The following is a 15,887-nucleotide window of genomic DNA, read 5'->3' as shown; positions in this document are numbered from 1 at the left end:
ATGAGCCGGCTGCTGATCTTCGGGCTGGGGTACACCGCGTCGCGGATCGCGGAGCGGCTGGCGGCGGATGGCTGGCATGTCGTCGGTACGACGCGCGACGGTCGCGGCGATACGATCCGGTTCGACGATACGGATGCGGTGACGGCGGAGATTGCCGCGGCGACGCATATCCTGTCGTCGGTGCCGCCCGAGCATGAGGCGGACCCGGTGCTCGGCCGCTACGGTTCGCTGTTGCTGCGGACGCGCGCTTGGCTCGGCTATCTGTCGTCGACTGGCGTGTACGGCGATGCGCAAGGCGCGTGGGTGGACGAGACGGCGCCGATTGGCGGTGGCCGCCGGAGCGCGCGGGCGGCGGCGGATGCGGACTGGCTTGCGATTGGCGCGCGGACGTTCCGGTTGCCGGGAATCTATGGCCCCGGCCGCTCGCCGCTCGATCGGGTGCGCGACGGGAAGGCGCACCGGATCGATCGTCCCGGGCAGGTGTTCAGCCGCGCGCATGTCGACGACATCGTCTCGGGCGTGATCGCCGGGTTCGACGCGCCGGCGGGGGCGTACAACATCGCGGACGACGTGCCCGCATCGCAGAACGACGTGGTGGCGTTCGCGGCGATGCTGCTCGGGATGCCCGCGCCGCCGTTCGTGACGCTCGAGGAACTCTCGGCGATGGGGCGCGGCTTTTATAACGAGAACCGGCGGGTGGCGAACGGCAAGGCGAAGCGGGTGCTCGGCTGGACGCCCGCTTGGCCCGACTACCGCGCCGGCCTGCGCGCGCTGAGTGCGATGACGAGTCCGATGCCCGACAGCACGGCGCCGGCGACCGCGAGGGTCGACCAGTGATAGCGCTCGAAGATCGTCGATAACAGCATCGCGATGACGGGCACGATCACGCCCGAATAGGCCGCCTTGGCCGGGCCGATCGCGCGGATGACGTTGAAATAGAGCGGGAAGGCGAGCGCCGACGCGAACACGCCGAGATAGAGGATGCCGGCGACATAGCCGAAGCGCGGCTCGAACACCGGTGGCCCGGTGGTGATCCAGGCGAAGGCGGCGTCGAGGCACGCGCCGATCAGCATCGCCATCGCCAGCGTCGGCGCCATCGGATAGCGTTTGGCGAACGCGCTGCCCTGGATGACGTTGGCGACCGACGCGGCCATCACGCCGCATAGCGTCAGCACGATGCCGATAGTCGCGGAGCGTGGCCCGTGCGGATCGACCCGCGCCTCGTTGACGAACAGCAATGCGACCCCCGCCATCGCCACCGCGCATCCGAACATCAGCTGCCGTCCGAGCCGTTGCTTGAGGAAGATGCGGCCGAAGATCGCGTTGGGGACCAGCAGGAGCGCGAACACGACCGCGACCAGTCCCGAGGTGACGTATTGCTCGGCGCGGTAGACGAAGTTGAAATTGAACGTGAACAACGCGATGCCGATCACCGCCGCGAACGCGTAGCCGCGGGCATCGAATCGGAAGCTCTCGCGCTTTACGCCCGCATAGATCGCCATCGCGATGCCGGCGACGAGGAAGCGGTAGCTGATCGACCAGCTCGCCGGCACCACCGCGATCTGGTCGCGGATGACGAGCCAGGTCGAGCCCCAGATCAGCGTGACGATGCCGAACGGAATCAGCACGGCCGCGCGGGTCGACTGGATCGTCGACTGGGGTGGGTCGGTGGGGCCGGTCACAGCTCGCGGATGGCGTCTGCGAGCAGGGCGACCGCGTCCGCCGGGCTGTCCCACGCGGTGACGAGGCGGATCTCGCCGGCAGCCCAGTCGTAGAAGTCGAAGCCCTTCGCCCGGAGGGCTGCGGCTTCCTCGGGGGTGGCGCGGAGGAAGACTTCGTTCGCTTCGACCGGGTGGACGAGGCGGTCGCCAGCGGCGGCGGCCAATTTGGCAGCGGCGTCGTTGGCGGCCCTGGCGTTGGCGAGCCAGAGGTCGTCGTCGAGCATGGCGATGATCTGCGCGGCGAGATACCGCCCCTTCGACAGCAACAGGCCGGCGCGCTTGCGGCGATATTGCGTGACGGCGGCGAGGTCGGGCTTGAAGAAGACCAGCGCCTCCGCGCTCATCGCGCCGTTCTTGACGAAGCCGAAGCTCAGCGCGTCGACGCCCGCGCGCCACGTCATGTCGGCGGGGGAGCATCCGACCCGCGCCATCGCGTTGGCGAACCGCGCGCCGTCCATGTGAAAGCCGAGCCCGCGCTCCTTTGCCAGCGCGCCGATCGCGGCGACTTCGTGCGGCAGGTAGACGCGGCCATATTCGGTGGCGTTGGTGATCGAGATCGCGTGCGGCTGGACGCGGTGGACGTCGTCGGGGATCGCGTCGATGACGGTGCGGATCGTGTCGGGGGTCAGCTTCGCGCCGTCGCCGTCGGCGAGGAAGAGCTTCGCGCCGTGCGTGTAGAATTCGGGCGCGCCGCCCTCGTCGTTCTGGATGTGCGCGTCGCGGTGGCAGACGATGCCGCCGTGCGGGGGGCAGAGGGCGGCGAGGGCGAGGCAGTTGGCGGCGGTGCCGGTGGGGACCCAGAGCACCGCGACTGGGGTCTCGAACAGGTCGGACAGGCGGCCGTCGAGCTGCTGGCTCCACGCGTCGCCGGCATAGGCGGTGTCGAGCGTGTCGGCGGCGGCGATCGCGGCCATGACCTGCGGGTGGATCGTGGCGGCGTTGTCGGAGAAGAAGCGCATGGGTGAGACATGCTGCGATGCGGTGGTGGCGTCAACGGGGGCTTCCGTCACTCGGACGATAGCGCTCGCGTTCTTGTTCTCCCGCGAAGGCGGGAGCCCAGGGTTACAGGGGGTAGCGTTCGTGATCCTGGGCCCCCGCTTTCGCGGGGGAACCGCTATCTTGATCAACGGAGAGCGCTATTGCCCCTCGTAAGGCCCCGGCTCTTCCTCCGGAGGCCGGCGGTCGTCGCGTGGGGGCGGGCCCTCTTCCCGGTCGCGGCGGGAGGGGCCGACCGAGATCGTGCCGTCCTCGCCCATCTTCAGGTTGAAACCGAGACCCTCGATCTCGCCGCCCAGCGGCAATATCGCATTGTCCTCATCCCCTGACGGCAACGCATCCGGGTCGATCTCCTCGACCGGCGGTGGCGGCGCGGCAACCGGTGCGATCCCCAGCGCGCTTTGCATGAAGTCGCGCCAGATCCGCGCCGGGATGCCGCCGCCCGACAGCCCCGGGTTGGAGGAATTGTCGTCGTTGCCGACCCATACGCCGACCACCAGATCGCGGGCGAAGCCGACGAACAGCGCGTCCTTGTTGTCCGACGTCGTGCCGGTCTTGCCGAACGCGTCGACGGTCAGGTTGGCCTGCCGCCCGGTGCCGTCGCGGATCGACGCGGCGAGCAGGTCGAGCATCTCGTCGTGGATCTTCGACGGCATCTCGGTCGCGCCGCCGGTCAGCGACTGGTACCAGCCCTTCTCGCGGACGTCGGCAAGGCCGCGCGGCTGGACCGGATATTGCTCGCGCGCGATCGCGGCATAAGCGGCGGTGAGTTCGAGCAGCGACACGGTCGAGGTACCGAGCCCGATCGTCGCTTCGTTCGGGATCGGCGTCGAGATACCGAGATCGCGCGCCGCCTTGATCACCGCCTTGACGCCGACTTGTTGCGTGAGCCGCGCGGCGGCGACGTTGGACGAGCGCGCGAACGCCTGGCGCAACGTGATCGTCCCCTGATAGCGACCGTCGCTATTCTTGGGCGACCAGTCGCCGATCGTCACCGGGCTGTCCTCGATGGTCGAATCGGGGGTCATCCCCTGGCGCATCGCCGCGAGGTAGACGAACAGCTTGAAGGTCGAGCCAGGCTGGCGGCGCGCCTGGGTCGCGCGGTTGAACGGGCTCTTTCGGTAATTCTTGCCGCCGACCATCGCGACGACACGGCCGTCGGGACGCATCGCCACCAAAGCGACCTGCGCTTGTCGCAGGCCCGCGCGCGCGACGGTCCGCTCAGCGGCGCGTTGCAGCCGGGGATCGAGCGTAGTCTGGACGGTCGTCTCGGTCTTTACCTCGCCCGCCTGGTCGCGCGCCTCGGGCAGGATCCAGTCGGCGAAATAGGTGCCGTTGGGAAGTTGCGAGGGGCGGCTGCCGAGTACGCGCTGCGGCCGGACGGCATCGCCCTCGGCCTTGGTGAGGAAGCCCGCATCGACCATTGCGCCGACCACCACGGCCTGCCGCTTGCGCGCGCCTTCGAGGTTCGAGGTCGGCGCCAGTCGTGACGGGGCCTTGACCAACCCGGCGAGCATCGCCGCTTGGCCGACGTTCAGCTTGTCGGGGGTACGGCCGAAATAATGCTTGGCCGCCGCGCTGATCCCGTAGGTGTTGTCGCCGAAATAGACGTTCGAAAGATAGCGCGAGAGGATCTCGTCCTTCGACAGCCAGGCCTCGAGCCAGAAGGCGATCATCGCCTCGCGGATCTTTCGCGTCGCGGTGCGATCCGAATCGAGGAAGGCATTCTTCGCGAGCTGTTGCGTGATCGTCGAGCCGCCCTGGCGCACGCCGCCCGAACCCATGTTCGCCCAGGCCGCCCGCGCGATGCCGCGCGGATCGACGCCCCAGTGCGAATAGAAGCGCCGGTCCTCGATCGCGAGGAAAGCCTGCGTAACGTGTGGCGGAAGCTTCGAAGCATCGACCGACTTGCCGATGATCGCGCCGCGTCGCGCGATCGGCGTGCCATCGTCCGCGGTGAGCGTGATCGAGGGTGGCGTCGGCGGCTGGAGCGACTTCGACAAGGGCGCGGTGATCGCCAGCCAGATGATCGCGATCACCAGCAGGACGATGCCGATGCCGAAGCCGCGCAGGATCCAGCGACCGATCGGGCGGCGCGGGCGCGGCGTGCGGGGCGGGACATGGCCGGCGGTCGGCTCGCGATCATAGGGGTACGGATCCTCGCCGCCCCGCTCCGCCTCGTATTTCTGGCGCAGGCGTTCGCGTTCGGTGATCAGCCGCTCGCGCTCATAGGCATAGGGCTCGCGGTCACCCTGCGAGTCGGCGCTGGAACGGGAGGTGTCGAAGGGATCGGGGCGCATCGGTCGTTCCAGCGGGTCGGCCAAGCGGCGGACATCGAGTGTGTTATCGTTCTACGACAGCTCGGGCAAGCCTGAGCGTGCGAGGCGTATGCCCATGCTTAACGTGTACGGGGGCTTAGCGACAGCACTAGCGGTAGTCGGGCTCGCGGTAGCCGGGCTTGCGGTGGTCGGGCTTGCGGTGGTCGGGGAGCGAGAACGGACCGAAGCGCTGTTGTCATCGTGCGGCGAAACGGGGAATAGCGTGTCGATGACGTTCGAACAGGATGAAACCGTGGCCGCTCCCGATACTCTTCCCGCCGTTCTGCCGCTGGTCGTCGGTATCGGCGGCACGATCGGCGGCGTCTCGTCGACCGAGCGCGCGCTCAGGATCGCGCTCGATGCGGTCGAGAAGCAGGGCTATCGCACGCAGATGTTCGGTGGCGCGGACATGGCGCGGCTACCGCTGTACGATCCGAAAGCGACGACGCGGACGCCCGACGAACAGGCGTTCGTGGCCGCGGTGCGCGAGGCGTCGGCGGTGATCATCGCGAGTCCGGGGTATCATGGCAGCATCTCGGGCGTCGTGAAGAACGCGCTCGACCTTTTGGAGGAAACCGCGCGGGATCCCGAGCGCCCGTATCTGGCGGACATGCCGGTCGGGCTGATCGCCACCGCCTATGGCTGGCAGGCGACCGGGAGCACGATCGCAGCGCTTCGCTCGATCGTTCATGCGCTGCGCGGGTGGCCGACGCCGTTTGCCGCGGCGATCAATACGCAGGTGACGAAGTTCGACGACGAGGGTGGCGCGAGCGATCCTGCGGTGGTCGAGCAACTGCGTCTGGTCGGGCGGCAGGTCGCGCGGTTCGCGCCGTTGTCGGAGCCGGCGAACTAGGGTGACTCTCGATCCCTGAATCCTCCCCCGCCAGGGGGAGGTGGCTGGCGCTTGCCAGACGGAGGGGGAGGTAAGCGATGACTGCGGTTCCGTGTCCTCCCCCTCCGACGCCTTCGGCGCCACCTCCCCCTGGCGGGGGAGGATTTTTCGGTTAGTTTTGCGGCCGAGTGCCTGAAGGCGCGGTGGTCGTGACCCCGCCACCCAGCGCGCGGTAGAGTTCCACCGAGTTGCTGTCGCGGGTCAGGCGCGCGGCGAGCAGGCTCTGTTGTGCGGTGTAGAGCGAACGCTGCGAGTCGAGCGTGTTCAGGAACGTGTCGATGCCCGCACGGAAGCGCAGTTCCGACAGCTTGAACGCACCTGCCGCATTGTCGCGCAGCGAGGTTTGCGCCTTCAACTGCGCGCCGATCGTGCCGCGGCGGGCGAGGGCGTCCGCGACTTCGCGGAAGCCGGTCTGGATGCTCTTCTCGTACGTCGCGACTGCCGCGTCGCGCGTCGCCTGGGCGTAGCGGAGATTGCCCTTGTTCTTGCCGAAGTCGAACAGCGTCTGGCTGACCGACGGCGCGACCGACCAGTTCTGCGTGCCGCTGCCGAACAGGTTCGACAGGCCGAGGCTGATCGTACCGAACGCCGCGGTCAGCGAGATGTTCGGGAAGAACGCCGCACGTGCTGCGCCGATATTGGCGTTGGCCGCGATCAGCTGATGCTCGGCCGAGGCGATGTCGGGGCGGCGCAACAGCACCTCCGACGGCAGGTTCGAGGGCAAGTTCTCCAGCGTCGGGCTGGTTTCCTCCAGCCGCGCGGGAAGCAAGTCCGCGGTCAGCGTCGTGCCGGCGAGCAGGTTCAGCGCGTTCTGGTCCTGTGCGATCAGTGTCGTCGCCTCGGCAATATCCGAGCGGGCCTGGTCGTAGCTGGTGCTCGCCTGGCGTACTTCGAGTTCGGACGCGATGCCGATCCGGAAGCGGTCCTGCGTCAGCTTGACCGTCTGGCCGTACGCCTTTGCGGTATCCTGAGCAATCTTGAGGCGATCCTGGTCGGCCGCCATCGTCAACCACTGCGTCGCGATCTCGGCGATCAGCGAGACCTGGGCTGCGTTGCGGTTTTCCTCTGCGGCGAAATACTGTTCCTGCTGCGCCTGGGTCAGGTTGCGGACGCGGCCGAACAGGTCGATTTCCCAGGCCGAGACGCCGACATTGGCCGAATAGATATCGGCACGGCCGCTGGACACCGCGCCGCCCGCACCGCCGCCAGTACCGCCCGTTCCACCGCCGGTACCGCCACCGACCACGCCGAACGGCGACTTCTGATAGGTCGCACTGCCGTTGGCGGCGAGCGTCGGGAACAGGTCTGCGCGCTGGACGCGGTATTGCGCGCGGGCCTGCGCGACGTTGGCGACCGAGACGCGCAGGTCGCGGTTGTTCTCCAGCGCGGTGCGGATCACGCGGCGCAGGCGATCGTCGGTAAAGAACGCCTCCCACGCGGTATCCGCCGGCATGATCGCGCCGGCCGCGTCGGTCGCTGCATAGGCAGGACCGGCGGGCGTTGCCGCCGGCACCGACAATTCGGGCCGGACGTATTTCGGGGCGAGGTTGCAGCCGGCGAGCGTGAGCCCGGCGGCGAACATGAGCGCGGTCTTGCGCGAAAGCATGGGGGTCAACATCGGATCAGGCCTCCTGCGGCCGCTGGTCGTGGGGCGGACGACGGGTGTCGTCATGACCGCCGTCACGGTTTTCGTCGTCATTGCGTACCTGGTCGCGGTCTTGGCCCGAGCCTGCCTTGTCCTGCTTGAAGACGCGCTTCACGAGCAGGAAGAACAGCGGCACGAAGAAGATCGCGAGGACGGTCGCGGACAGCATGCCGCCGACCACCGCCCAGCCGATCGCGTTCTGGCCGCCGGCGCCGGCACCGCTCGACAGGGCGAGCGGCAACACGCCGAAGATGAACGCGAACGACGTCATCAGGATCGGGCGAAGGCGGAGTTTCGCCGCCTCGACCGCGGCATCGGCCGCGTTCATCCCGTCGCCCATCTTCTCCTCGGCGAACTCCACGATCAGGATCGCGTTCTTCGCCGCCACGCCGATCGTCGTGATCAGCCCGACCTGGAGGTAGATGTCGTTGTTCAGCCCTGCGATCATCGCCGCGAGCACCGCGCCGAGCACGCCGAGCGGCACCACGAGGAGCACGGCGATCGGGATCGACCAGCTCTCGTACAGCGCGGCGAGGCAGAGGAAGACGATCAGCAGCGACAGCGCGTAGACCGTGGTCGACTGGCCGGCGGACAGGTTTTCCTCATAGCTGAGGCCGGTCCATTCATAACCAATGCCGGGGGGCAGCTTGGCCGCCATCTCCTCCATCGCCTTGATCGCGGTACCGCTGCTGACGCCCGGCGCCGGCGAGCCCATGATCTCGAACGAGGCTACGCCGTTATACCGTTCGAGTCGTGAGGGCCCGTATTTCCACTCGGTCGTCGAGAAGGACGAGAACGGTGCCATCGCGTTGCTGGTCGTGCCGCGGACGTAGAAGTTGCCGAGATCGGCGGGCGTCGTGCGGAACGGCGCGTCGGCCTGGACATACACCTTCTTCACCCGACCGCGGTCGATGAAGTCGTTGATGTACGCGCCACCGAACGCGGTGCTGACGGTGGTGTTGATATCCGCCTGGCTGAGGCCGAGTGCCCCCGCCTGTGCCTGGTCGACGTTGAGTTTCAGCTGGGGCGCATCCTCCAGGCCGTTCGGGCGGACCTGCATCAGGCGCTTGTCCTGGCTGGCCATGCCGAGCAGCATGTTGCGCGCCTCGAGCAGTTTCTCGTGACCGACGCCGGCATTGTCCTTCAGCATGAAGTCGAAGCCGTTGGCGTTACCGAGTTCCTGCACGGCTGGCGGCACGAAGCCGATGACCATGCCCGCGCGGATCCCGGCGAGTGCCTGGTTGGCGCGCGCGGCGACCGCAGCGACGGTGTTTTCGGCGCCGCTACGATCTTCCCACGGCTTGAGCTGGATGAAGGCGAGGCCGACATTCTGGCCCTGGCCGACGAAGCCGAAGCCGCTGATCGTGAAGATGCCCGAGATGTTGGCCTTCTCGTCGATCAGGAAGTGATCGCGCAGCTTGTCCATCGTCCGCGCGGTTTCCTCCATCGGCGTGCCGGTGGGCATCGAGACCTGGGCGAACATCAGCCCCTGATCTTCCTCGGGCAGGAAGCCCGACGGCAGGCGCAGGAAGACGAAGGCCATCGCGACGACGATCGCGGCATAGACCAGCATGGTCCGCAGCCAGCCCTTCTCGACGCGGCGCAAGCCGTTGCCGTACTTGCCGACGCCCTTGTCGAAGGTGCGGTTGAACCAGCCGAAAAAGCCCTTCTTCTCGCCGTGATCCTGCTTCGACGGCTTCAGGATCGTCGCGCAGAGTGCCGGCGTGAGGATCAACGCGACCAGCACCGAGAGCACCATCGACGACACGATGGTGATCGAGAACTGGCGGAAGATCACGCCCGTCGAACCGCTGAAGAACGCCATCGGCAGGAACACGGCAGACAGGACCAGACCGATGCCGACCAGCGCGCCGCTGATCTCGTCCATCGACTTCTTGGCGGCTTCCTTGGGGCTCAGGCCCTCTTCCTGGATCAGGCGTTCGACGTTCTCGACGACGACGATCGCGTCATCGACGAGCAGGCCGATCGCCAGCACCATGCCGAACAGGGTGAGCGTGTTGATCGTGAACCCCGCCGCGTACAGCACGGCGAGCGAGCCGAGCAGAACGACCGGCACCGCGATCGTCGGGATCAGCGTGGCCCGGAAATTCTGGAGGAACAGGAACATCACGAGGAAGACGAGGACGATCGCCTCGACCAGCGTATGGACGACCTGCTCGACCGACAGCCGCACGAAGGTCGAGTTATCGACCGGATAGGCGATCTTGACGTCCGACGGGAACTGCTTGGCGACCCGTTCGACCTCGGCCTTGACCAGCTTGACGGTATCGAGCGCGTTGGCGCCCGGTGCCAGCTTCACGCCGAAGCCGGCCGCCTGCTTGCCGTTGTAGCGCGCCTGGAAGCTGTAATTCTCCGAGCCCATCTCGACACGGGCGACATCCGACAGCTTGACGGTCGCGCCGCTGGTCGCCGAGCGGACGATGATCGCGCGGAACTGTTCGGGCGTCTGCAACCGCGATTGCGCGGTGACGGTGGCGTTGAGCGACTGGCCCTTCACCGCCGGCAGGCTGCCGACCTGACCCGCCGAAACCTGCGCGTTCTGCGCGGTCAGCGCCGAGGTGATATCGGCGACGGTGACGCCCAGGTTCGACATCTTGAAGGGGTCGACCCAGATCCGCATCGCATATTGCGCGCCGAACACCTGCGTGTCGCCGACGCCCTTGATGCGGCTGAGTGGATCCTGGAGCTTCGAGGCGATCAGATCGCCGAGGTCGACTTGGTCGTGCGCGCCATTCTCCGAATAGGCGGCGATCACGAGCAGGAAGTTGGCGGTCGCCTTGGTCACGCGGAGACCGGCCTGCTGCACTTCCTGCGGCAGGAGCGGCGTCGCCTGTTGCAGCTTGTTCTGCACCTGGACCTGCGCGATGTCGGGGTCGGTCCCCTGCTCGAAGGTGAGCGTGATCGCGAGATTGCCCGAGCCGTCCGACGTCGAGGCGAAGTAGCGAAGGTTGTCGATGCCCTTCATCTGCTGCTCGATGATCTGCGTCGTCGTGTTCTCGAGCGTCTGCGCGTCGGCGCCCGGATAGGACGTCGCGACCGTCACCTTGGGGGCGGCGATCTCAGGGAACTGCGCGATCGGCAGCTGACGGATCGCCAGGATACCGGCCAGCATCAGGATGATCGCGATGACCCATGCGAAGATGGGTCGATCGATGAAATAGCGTGACATGGGCGGTTACTTCCCGGCCTGCGCGGAGGTGTTGCCGGCTGCGGGATCTCCCCCCGCCGCGGCGCCACCGGGGGCGCCCCCGGCTGGCTTGCCGACCTGCTGCGGGGCAGCGGGCTTGACGGTCGAGCCGGGGCGCAGGTTGAGCAGCCCCTCGACGATCAGCTTGTCGCCGGGCTTCAGGCCGCTGGTGACGATCCACTTGTCGCCGATCACGCGATCGGTGGTGACGTTACGCTGTTCGACCTTGTTCTGCGCGTTGACGACCAGCGCCGTCGCACCGCCGCGCGGATCGCGGGTGATCCCCGCGGTCGGCGCCATGATCGCCTGGCGGCGAGTCCCCTCGACCAGCTTGGCGCGGACATACATGCCCGGTAGCAACAGACCGTTGGGATTGGGGAAGGTCGCACGCAACGTCACCGCGCCGGTGGTCTGGTCGACGGTGACTTCGGCGAACTGGAGGCGACCTTCGATCGGGTAGATCGTGCCGTTCGGAAGGATCAGCTGGACGCGCGCGCTGCCGTCGCCGCGCGTCACGCCGCCGGTCGCCATCGCCTGCTTCAGATCGAGCAGCTGTGCCGCCGACTGCACGACGTCGACATAGACGGTGTTGGTGCGCTGGATCGTCGCGAGCGGGTCGGTCTGGCCGGTCTGGACCAGCGCGCCGACGGTCACGAGCGAGCGCCCGATGCGGCCCGAGATCGGCGCCTTGATACGCGTGAAACCGAGGTTGACGCGCGCCGACTGGACCGCTGCCTGCTGCGCTGCAACATTGGCGCGAGCCTGTTGTGCGGACGCCGTGGCGTTGTCCGCTTCCTGCTTGCTGACCGCGTTCAGCGCGACGAGCTGGCCATAGCGCTGGGCCTGGAGGCGGGTCGCGTTGATCTGCGACTGGGCAGCGGCCAGCTGGCCCTGTGCGCTGGCCAGCGACGCACGATAGGGCGCATCCTCGATCGCGTAGAGAACCTGGCCCTTGCTGACCATGGCGCCCTCGGTGAACAGGCGATCGCGGACGACGCCGCTGACCTGCGGACGCACTTCCGAGGTCTCTACCGCGGCAATACGGCCGGGAAGCTCGGAGGTAAGCACCACCGACTCTTCGCCGACGGTGACGACGCCGACCGTGGGCGTGGGTGGCGGCGGGGGCGCCTGCTCCTTGCCACAAGCCGACAGCAGGGCGAGCGCGGCGAACGCCGCCGATCCCTTGAGGTTCAATCGCTGCATGTTGAGCATCCCGACGTCCGTGCAGATAGGTTTACCGGAATGAACGTTCATTCCGCTTGCCTGCCCGCTAGGATTGTGCGAGCGGCGGGTCAATCAAAAAACGCATCGGGAATTCTGTTTTGAGTGCAGTGCAACATGAGAAGTGCAGCCGGGAGCGTATTATCGCCACGGCTCGGCATCTGTTTGCGACTCAAGGCTTTCACCAGACGCCGATGTCCGAACTGGCCCAGGCGGCCGAGGTGTCGGTCGGCCAGATCTATCGTCTGTTCACCGGCAAGAATGCGGTGATCCAGGCGATCGTGATGGAGGATACGGCGGCCAGGATGGTCGAAATGGAGGGCATGAACGACTCGGTGAAATCGGGTGGGATTTCGATCGAGGAGGGTTTTGTCGAATTGTCCCGTCGGGCTTTGTCGAAGGGCGACGAGGCGCTGTCGTTCGAGATCATGGCGGAGGCGCACCGCAACAGCGACGTAGCCGATACGATCGCCGACCTGTGCAGCGGGTTCCGCAGCATGATCCGCGACCTGGCCTGTGTCGCCAACCCCGACCTGTCCGACAACGACCTGGAAGGCGCGGAGGAACTGATCCTCGCCTTCATGTTCGGCCTTGGCCACCGTACTTTGTCGCGGCCTCGTTTGTCGGAGGACGAGACGGCGCGGTTGACGGGGCGAATGATTTTGGCCGCTGTGCGCGCACTCTGATTCCTCCCCCGCCAGGGGGAGGTGGCTGGCGCTTGCCAGACGGAGGGGGAGGTAAGGGAAAACCTCGGTTGCGTGTGCCTCCCCCTCCGCCGCCTACGGCGCCACCTCCCCCTGGCGGGGAAGGATCAGGAGGCTATTTTACGGCCGCGCGCAGGGTGGCGCGGACGCCGGTGTGGGCCGGGTCGTATTCGACGATCGTCTGAAGGCTTTGCGCCATCGCCTTGATCAGCTTCGTGCCGAGGCCGGTGCCGCGCGGCGTCGCGTCTTCGGGGATGCCGCAGCCATCGTCTTCGACCGCCAGCAGGAAGATGTCGTCGTCGATTCGGCGCAGCGCGACCCTGACTTCGCCGCCGCCGGCGGGGTAGGCGTATTTGCACGCGTTGGTGACGAGTTCGGTGACGATCACGCCGAGCGACACCGCGCGGTCGGTCGGCAGGCGGATCGGCTCCGCGGCGAGGCTGAGCGCGCGCGGGAGGGCGTCGGTCGACCAGGTTTCGGCGAGTTCGTCGACCAGCGCGCCGAGATATTCCTGCATGTCGACGCTCTCGACGTCGTTGCTGGTGTAGAGCCGGCGGTGGACCTGCGCGATCGCCTGGATGCGGCGCTGCGTATCCTCCAGCGCCTCGCGAGCGGACGGATCGGTCAGCGCGGTCGCCTGGAGGCGGACCATCGCCGAGACGAGTTGCAGCGAGTTCGCGACGCGGTGGTTGACCTCGCCGAGCAAAGCCTCGAGTCGCGCGTTGCTGGCGCGGAGATCGGCCTCGGCGGACGCCTTTTGCTGTTCCAGTACCGACCGGGCGCGGACCTGTTCGAACGAGGCAGCGAGCAGGTCGAAGAAATCCTCGCCGACCGTCTTCACGACGTAATCGGCGGCGCCGGCCTTCAGCGCGGCGACGGCGATGCGGCCTTCCTCTGAGCCGGTCACGTACACGATCGGCGGATGATCGGGCAGGCGGCGGAGCGCTTCGAGCGTCTCCAGGCCGTCCATGCCGGGCATGTAGTGATCGACCGCGATCAGGTCGAAGCGCTCGGCGGCGGCCTTGACCACACCCTCCGCGCCGGTCTCGGCGACGGTCATGCGGTAGCCGCGGCGTTCGAGCGCACGCGCCGCCAGCCGCCGGATACCGGCGTCGTCGTCGATGTAGAGGACGCTTGGCCCGCTCACTCGGCGTCTGGAACCTGGATCACCGACAGGAACAGCCCGAGCTGGCGGATCGCCTGCGCGAAGCTCTCATAGTTCACCGGCTTGGTGATGTAGACGTTGCAGCCGAGATCGTAGCAGCGCTCGATCTCGACCTTGTCGTCGGTGGTGGTCAGCACGACGACCGGCGTGCGCTTGAGCGGGCTGCCCTCGGCCTTGATCCGCGCCAGGATGTCGGTGCCGCTCATATCCGGAAGGTTGAGATCGAGCAGGATCATCGCCGGGCCGCTCTTGGCCGGGCCGTCGACCGCGTTGAACAGGAAATCCAGCGCGGTGGTGCCGTCGGTGAAGTGCTTGATGTCGTTGAGGATACCGGCGCGCCGGATGTTCTTCTCGATCAGCCGGGCATGGCCCTCGTCGTCCTCGATCATGACGATCCCGACGGTCTGGTGCTGGTTCATGCCTTGATATCCTGAATCGACAATTCGGTGGGAAGATTGAGGCGGAAGGTGGCGCCGTCGCCGAGCGTCGACTGCACGTCGATCGTCCCGCCGAGACGATAGGCGAGTGCGCGGACATGCGCGAGTCCGATGCCTTCGCCGGGCTGGTCCTGCGCGCCCGATCGGCGGAACAGGTCGAACACCCGCTGGTGATCGCGCGGATCGATGCCGCGGCCATTGTCGATCACCGACAGGATCACGCGGTTGCGTTCCTTGTGCCCGGTCACGACGATCTCGCCGGGGCGGCCGGGCTTCAGATACTTGGTCGCGTTCTCGATCAGGTTCGACAGGATCTGTTCGAGTGCGAGACGATCCGTGACGACCGCCGGGATCGGCCGCTCGACGCGCACGACTGCGCCGCGATCGTCAATGACGTGCTGGATCGATCCGATGATCGTGTCGACCATCTGCGCGAGGTCGACAGGCTCGGGCGCGATCGTCCGCCGGCCTTCGCGCGACAGCTTGAGGATCGCGTTGATCAGCCGGTCCATCTTCTGCGTCGAGGTGCGGATGAAGCCGATCGCTTCGGGCAGGTCCTCGCGCGCCGCCAGCCGGGCGTCCTCGGTCAGGATGTGCGGCGCCTCGGCCTCGGCACGGTCGACCAGTTCGGCGAGCGGCCCGGCGGCGGTGGAGAGTTCGGCGGTGAAGCCCATCACGTTGACCAGCGGCGAGCGCAGGTCATGGCTGACGATATAGGCGAAGCGCTGAATTTCCTCGTTCGCGCGGCTGAGATCGGCGGTGCGCTCCGTCACCTGCTCCTCGAGCGTCTCGTTGAGATCGCGCAGGCTGTCGCGCGAGGTGGCGAGATCGGCGGTGTAGCGGCGGATCACCAGGATCGCGAGGATCGCGACCACCAGCAGCAGCGCGGCAGCGAGCCCTGCGACCGAGAGGAACAGTGCGCTGGTCTGTTGCTGGCGGGCGCTGCGGATCGCGAGCAGGCGGACCTCGTCGGCAGCCATCGCCTGGAGGCGGTAGCGGATGCCGCGCATCAGCGGCACGCTGGCATCGACCGCGAACCGGCGCTGTGCCTCGGCTATCCGGCCGCTGGCGGCGAGCGCCATCGACTGCGCCCTGAGCGCGCGCAACCGGACGAAGCGCGGCTCGATCAGGTCGAGCCGTGCGATCTGCGCCGGATTGTCGGCGGTGAGGCGACGAAGCGTGGCGATCGATGGTGCGAGATTGCCTGCGCTCCGGGCGTAAGCGGCGGAGAACAGCGGCATCCCGGTCAGGATATAGCCGCGCCGTGCCGTCTCCGACTGCTCCATCTGGCTATGAAGCGTGGCGACCGCTTGGCGGACATCCTGGGTGTGGAGGATCTCGGCGGTGTAGGTCCGGTTGCGGACCGTGATCCAGCCGATCGCGATCGCCGCGGCGGCCAGCGCGACGAAGCCGAGCGTCATGAAGGCGACCAGCCACCGCGCGACCCGACCTTCGGACGAGGGCAAATTCAAGCGTACGCGGACCATGGATCGCGCTGTAAGGGAGTGCCGATCGTTACACCAGCGATACTGGCTTGCCGCAGAGCAATCCGGGGTTTCCTGATCCTCCCCCGCCAGGGG

At 67.3% G+C, this 15,887-nt stretch carries 12 protein-coding genes; 3 read left to right on the top strand and 9 right to left on the bottom strand.

Annotation, left to right across the window (positions count from 1 at the left end; genetic code table 11):
* Positions 1-837, top strand: coding sequence for an NAD(P)-dependent oxidoreductase (locus NLI89_RS10610; protein WP_254687033.1), 837 nt, complete (start codon positions 1-3; stop codon positions 835-837).
* Here the strand turns inward: NLI89_RS10610 and NLI89_RS10605 are convergent.
* The 3 genes from NLI89_RS10605 to NLI89_RS10595 all read right to left on the bottom strand — a co-directional run bounded on the left by NLI89_RS10605 (position 750) and on the right by NLI89_RS10595 (position 5,017).
* Positions 750-1,682 carry a DMT family transporter gene (locus NLI89_RS10605; protein ID WP_254687032.1) on the bottom strand — a complete coding sequence of 311 codons (933 nt, stop codon included), beginning with the start codon at positions 1,680-1,682 and terminating at the stop codon, positions 750-752. The genes NLI89_RS10610 and NLI89_RS10605 overlap by 88 nt on opposite strands.
* Positions 1,679-2,680, bottom strand: coding sequence for a threonine aldolase family protein (locus NLI89_RS10600; RefSeq protein ID WP_254687031.1), 1,002 nt, complete (start codon positions 2,678-2,680; stop codon positions 1,679-1,681). The genes NLI89_RS10605 and NLI89_RS10600 overlap by 4 nt, the downstream gene beginning before the upstream one ends.
* A gap of 177 nt (positions 2,681-2,857) precedes the next feature.
* Positions 2,858-5,017 (bottom strand): transglycosylase domain-containing protein, encoded by a 2,160-nt coding sequence (locus tag NLI89_RS10595; protein WP_254687030.1) that lies wholly within the window; start codon positions 5,015-5,017, stop codon positions 2,858-2,860.
* Between the two features lie 247 nt (positions 5,018-5,264).
* Here NLI89_RS10595 and NLI89_RS10590 point away from each other — a divergent pair, with 247 nt between their 5' ends.
* Complete coding sequence (locus tag NLI89_RS10590) at positions 5,265-5,888, top strand: NADPH-dependent FMN reductase (RefSeq protein WP_254687071.1); 624 nt, start codon at positions 5,265-5,267, stop codon at positions 5,886-5,888.
* A 151-nt stretch (positions 5,889-6,039) separates the two neighbouring features.
* Here the strand turns inward: NLI89_RS10590 and NLI89_RS10585 are convergent, their stop codons facing one another.
* From NLI89_RS10585 to NLI89_RS10575, 3 genes are read right to left on the bottom strand one after another with little or no spacing between them, the layout of a single operon-like run.
* Positions 6,040-7,545 (bottom strand): efflux transporter outer membrane subunit, encoded by a 1,506-nt coding sequence (locus tag NLI89_RS10585; protein ID WP_254687029.1) that lies wholly within the window; start codon positions 7,543-7,545, stop codon positions 6,040-6,042.
* A 4-nt stretch (positions 7,546-7,549) separates the two neighbouring features.
* On the bottom strand, positions 7,550-10,762 hold the full coding sequence (locus tag NLI89_RS10580) for an efflux RND transporter permease subunit (protein WP_254687028.1): 3,213 nt from the start codon (positions 10,760-10,762) through the stop codon (positions 7,550-7,552).
* Positions 10,763-10,768: 6 nt separating this feature from the next.
* Positions 10,769-11,983, bottom strand: a complete 1,215-nt coding sequence (locus NLI89_RS10575; protein ID WP_254687027.1) for an efflux RND transporter periplasmic adaptor subunit — start codon at positions 11,981-11,983, stop codon at positions 10,769-10,771.
* Positions 11,984-12,195: 212 nt separating this feature from the next.
* Here NLI89_RS10575 and NLI89_RS10570 point away from each other — a divergent pair, with 212 nt between their 5' ends.
* Positions 12,196-12,687 carry a TetR/AcrR family transcriptional regulator gene (locus NLI89_RS10570; RefSeq protein ID WP_254687026.1) on the top strand — a complete coding sequence of 164 codons (492 nt, stop codon included), beginning with the start codon at positions 12,196-12,198 and terminating at the stop codon, positions 12,685-12,687.
* Positions 12,688-12,820: 133 nt separating this feature from the next.
* Here NLI89_RS10570 and NLI89_RS10565 read toward each other — a convergent pair whose 3' ends face one another.
* From NLI89_RS10565 to NLI89_RS10555, 3 genes are read right to left on the bottom strand one after another with little or no spacing between them, the layout of a single operon-like run.
* On the bottom strand, positions 12,821-13,852 hold the full coding sequence (locus tag NLI89_RS10565) for a sensor histidine kinase (protein ID WP_254687025.1): 1,032 nt from the start codon (positions 13,850-13,852) through the stop codon (positions 12,821-12,823).
* Positions 13,849-14,289 (bottom strand): response regulator, encoded by a 441-nt coding sequence (locus NLI89_RS10560; RefSeq protein ID WP_254687024.1) that lies wholly within the window; start codon positions 14,287-14,289, stop codon positions 13,849-13,851. Before NLI89_RS10560 ends, NLI89_RS10565 begins: the two co-directional genes overlap by 4 nt.
* Positions 14,286-15,794 (bottom strand): sensor histidine kinase, encoded by a 1,509-nt coding sequence (locus tag NLI89_RS10555; RefSeq protein WP_254687023.1) that lies wholly within the window; start codon positions 15,792-15,794, stop codon positions 14,286-14,288. Before NLI89_RS10555 ends, NLI89_RS10560 begins: the two co-directional genes overlap by 4 nt.
* Positions 15,795-15,887 lie beyond the last annotated feature (93 nt).

Source organism: Sphingomonas faeni, from assembly GCF_024273235.1.
GTDB classification, from domain to species: Bacteria; Pseudomonadota; Alphaproteobacteria; order Sphingomonadales; family Sphingomonadaceae; genus Sphingomonas; species Sphingomonas faeni_A.
The sequence above is the reverse complement of the archived record's forward strand: the minus strand, read 5'-3'. Positions and strand labels throughout refer to the sequence as shown.

Coding starts and splice junctions, on each gene's coding strand:
- NLI89_RS10585 (WP_254687029.1), bottom strand. CDS start 7,545: ATGTTGACCCCCATGCTTTCGCGCAAGACCGCGCTCATGTTCGCCGCC.
- NLI89_RS10560 (WP_254687024.1), bottom strand. CDS start 14,289: ATGAACCAGCACCAGACCGTCGGGATCGTCATGATCGAGGACGACGAG.
- NLI89_RS10570 (WP_254687026.1), top strand. CDS start 12,196: ATGTCCGAACTGGCCCAGGCGGCCGAGGTGTCGGTCGGCCAGATCTAT.
- NLI89_RS10610 (WP_254687033.1), top strand. CDS start 1: ATGAGCCGGCTGCTGATCTTCGGGCTGGGGTACACCGCGTCGCGGATC.
- NLI89_RS10590 (WP_254687071.1), top strand. CDS start 5,265: ATGACGTTCGAACAGGATGAAACCGTGGCCGCTCCCGATACTCTTCCC.
- NLI89_RS10600 (WP_254687031.1), bottom strand. CDS start 2,680: ATGCGCTTCTTCTCCGACAACGCCGCCACGATCCACCCGCAGGTCATG.
- NLI89_RS10580 (WP_254687028.1), bottom strand. CDS start 10,762: ATGTCACGCTATTTCATCGATCGACCCATCTTCGCATGGGTCATCGCG.
- NLI89_RS10555 (WP_254687023.1), bottom strand. CDS start 15,794: ATGGTCCGCGTACGCTTGAATTTGCCCTCGTCCGAAGGTCGGGTCGCG.
- NLI89_RS10595 (WP_254687030.1), bottom strand. CDS start 5,017: ATGCGCCCCGATCCCTTCGACACCTCCCGTTCCAGCGCCGACTCGCAG.
- NLI89_RS10575 (WP_254687027.1), bottom strand. CDS start 11,983: ATGCAGCGATTGAACCTCAAGGGATCGGCGGCGTTCGCCGCGCTCGCC.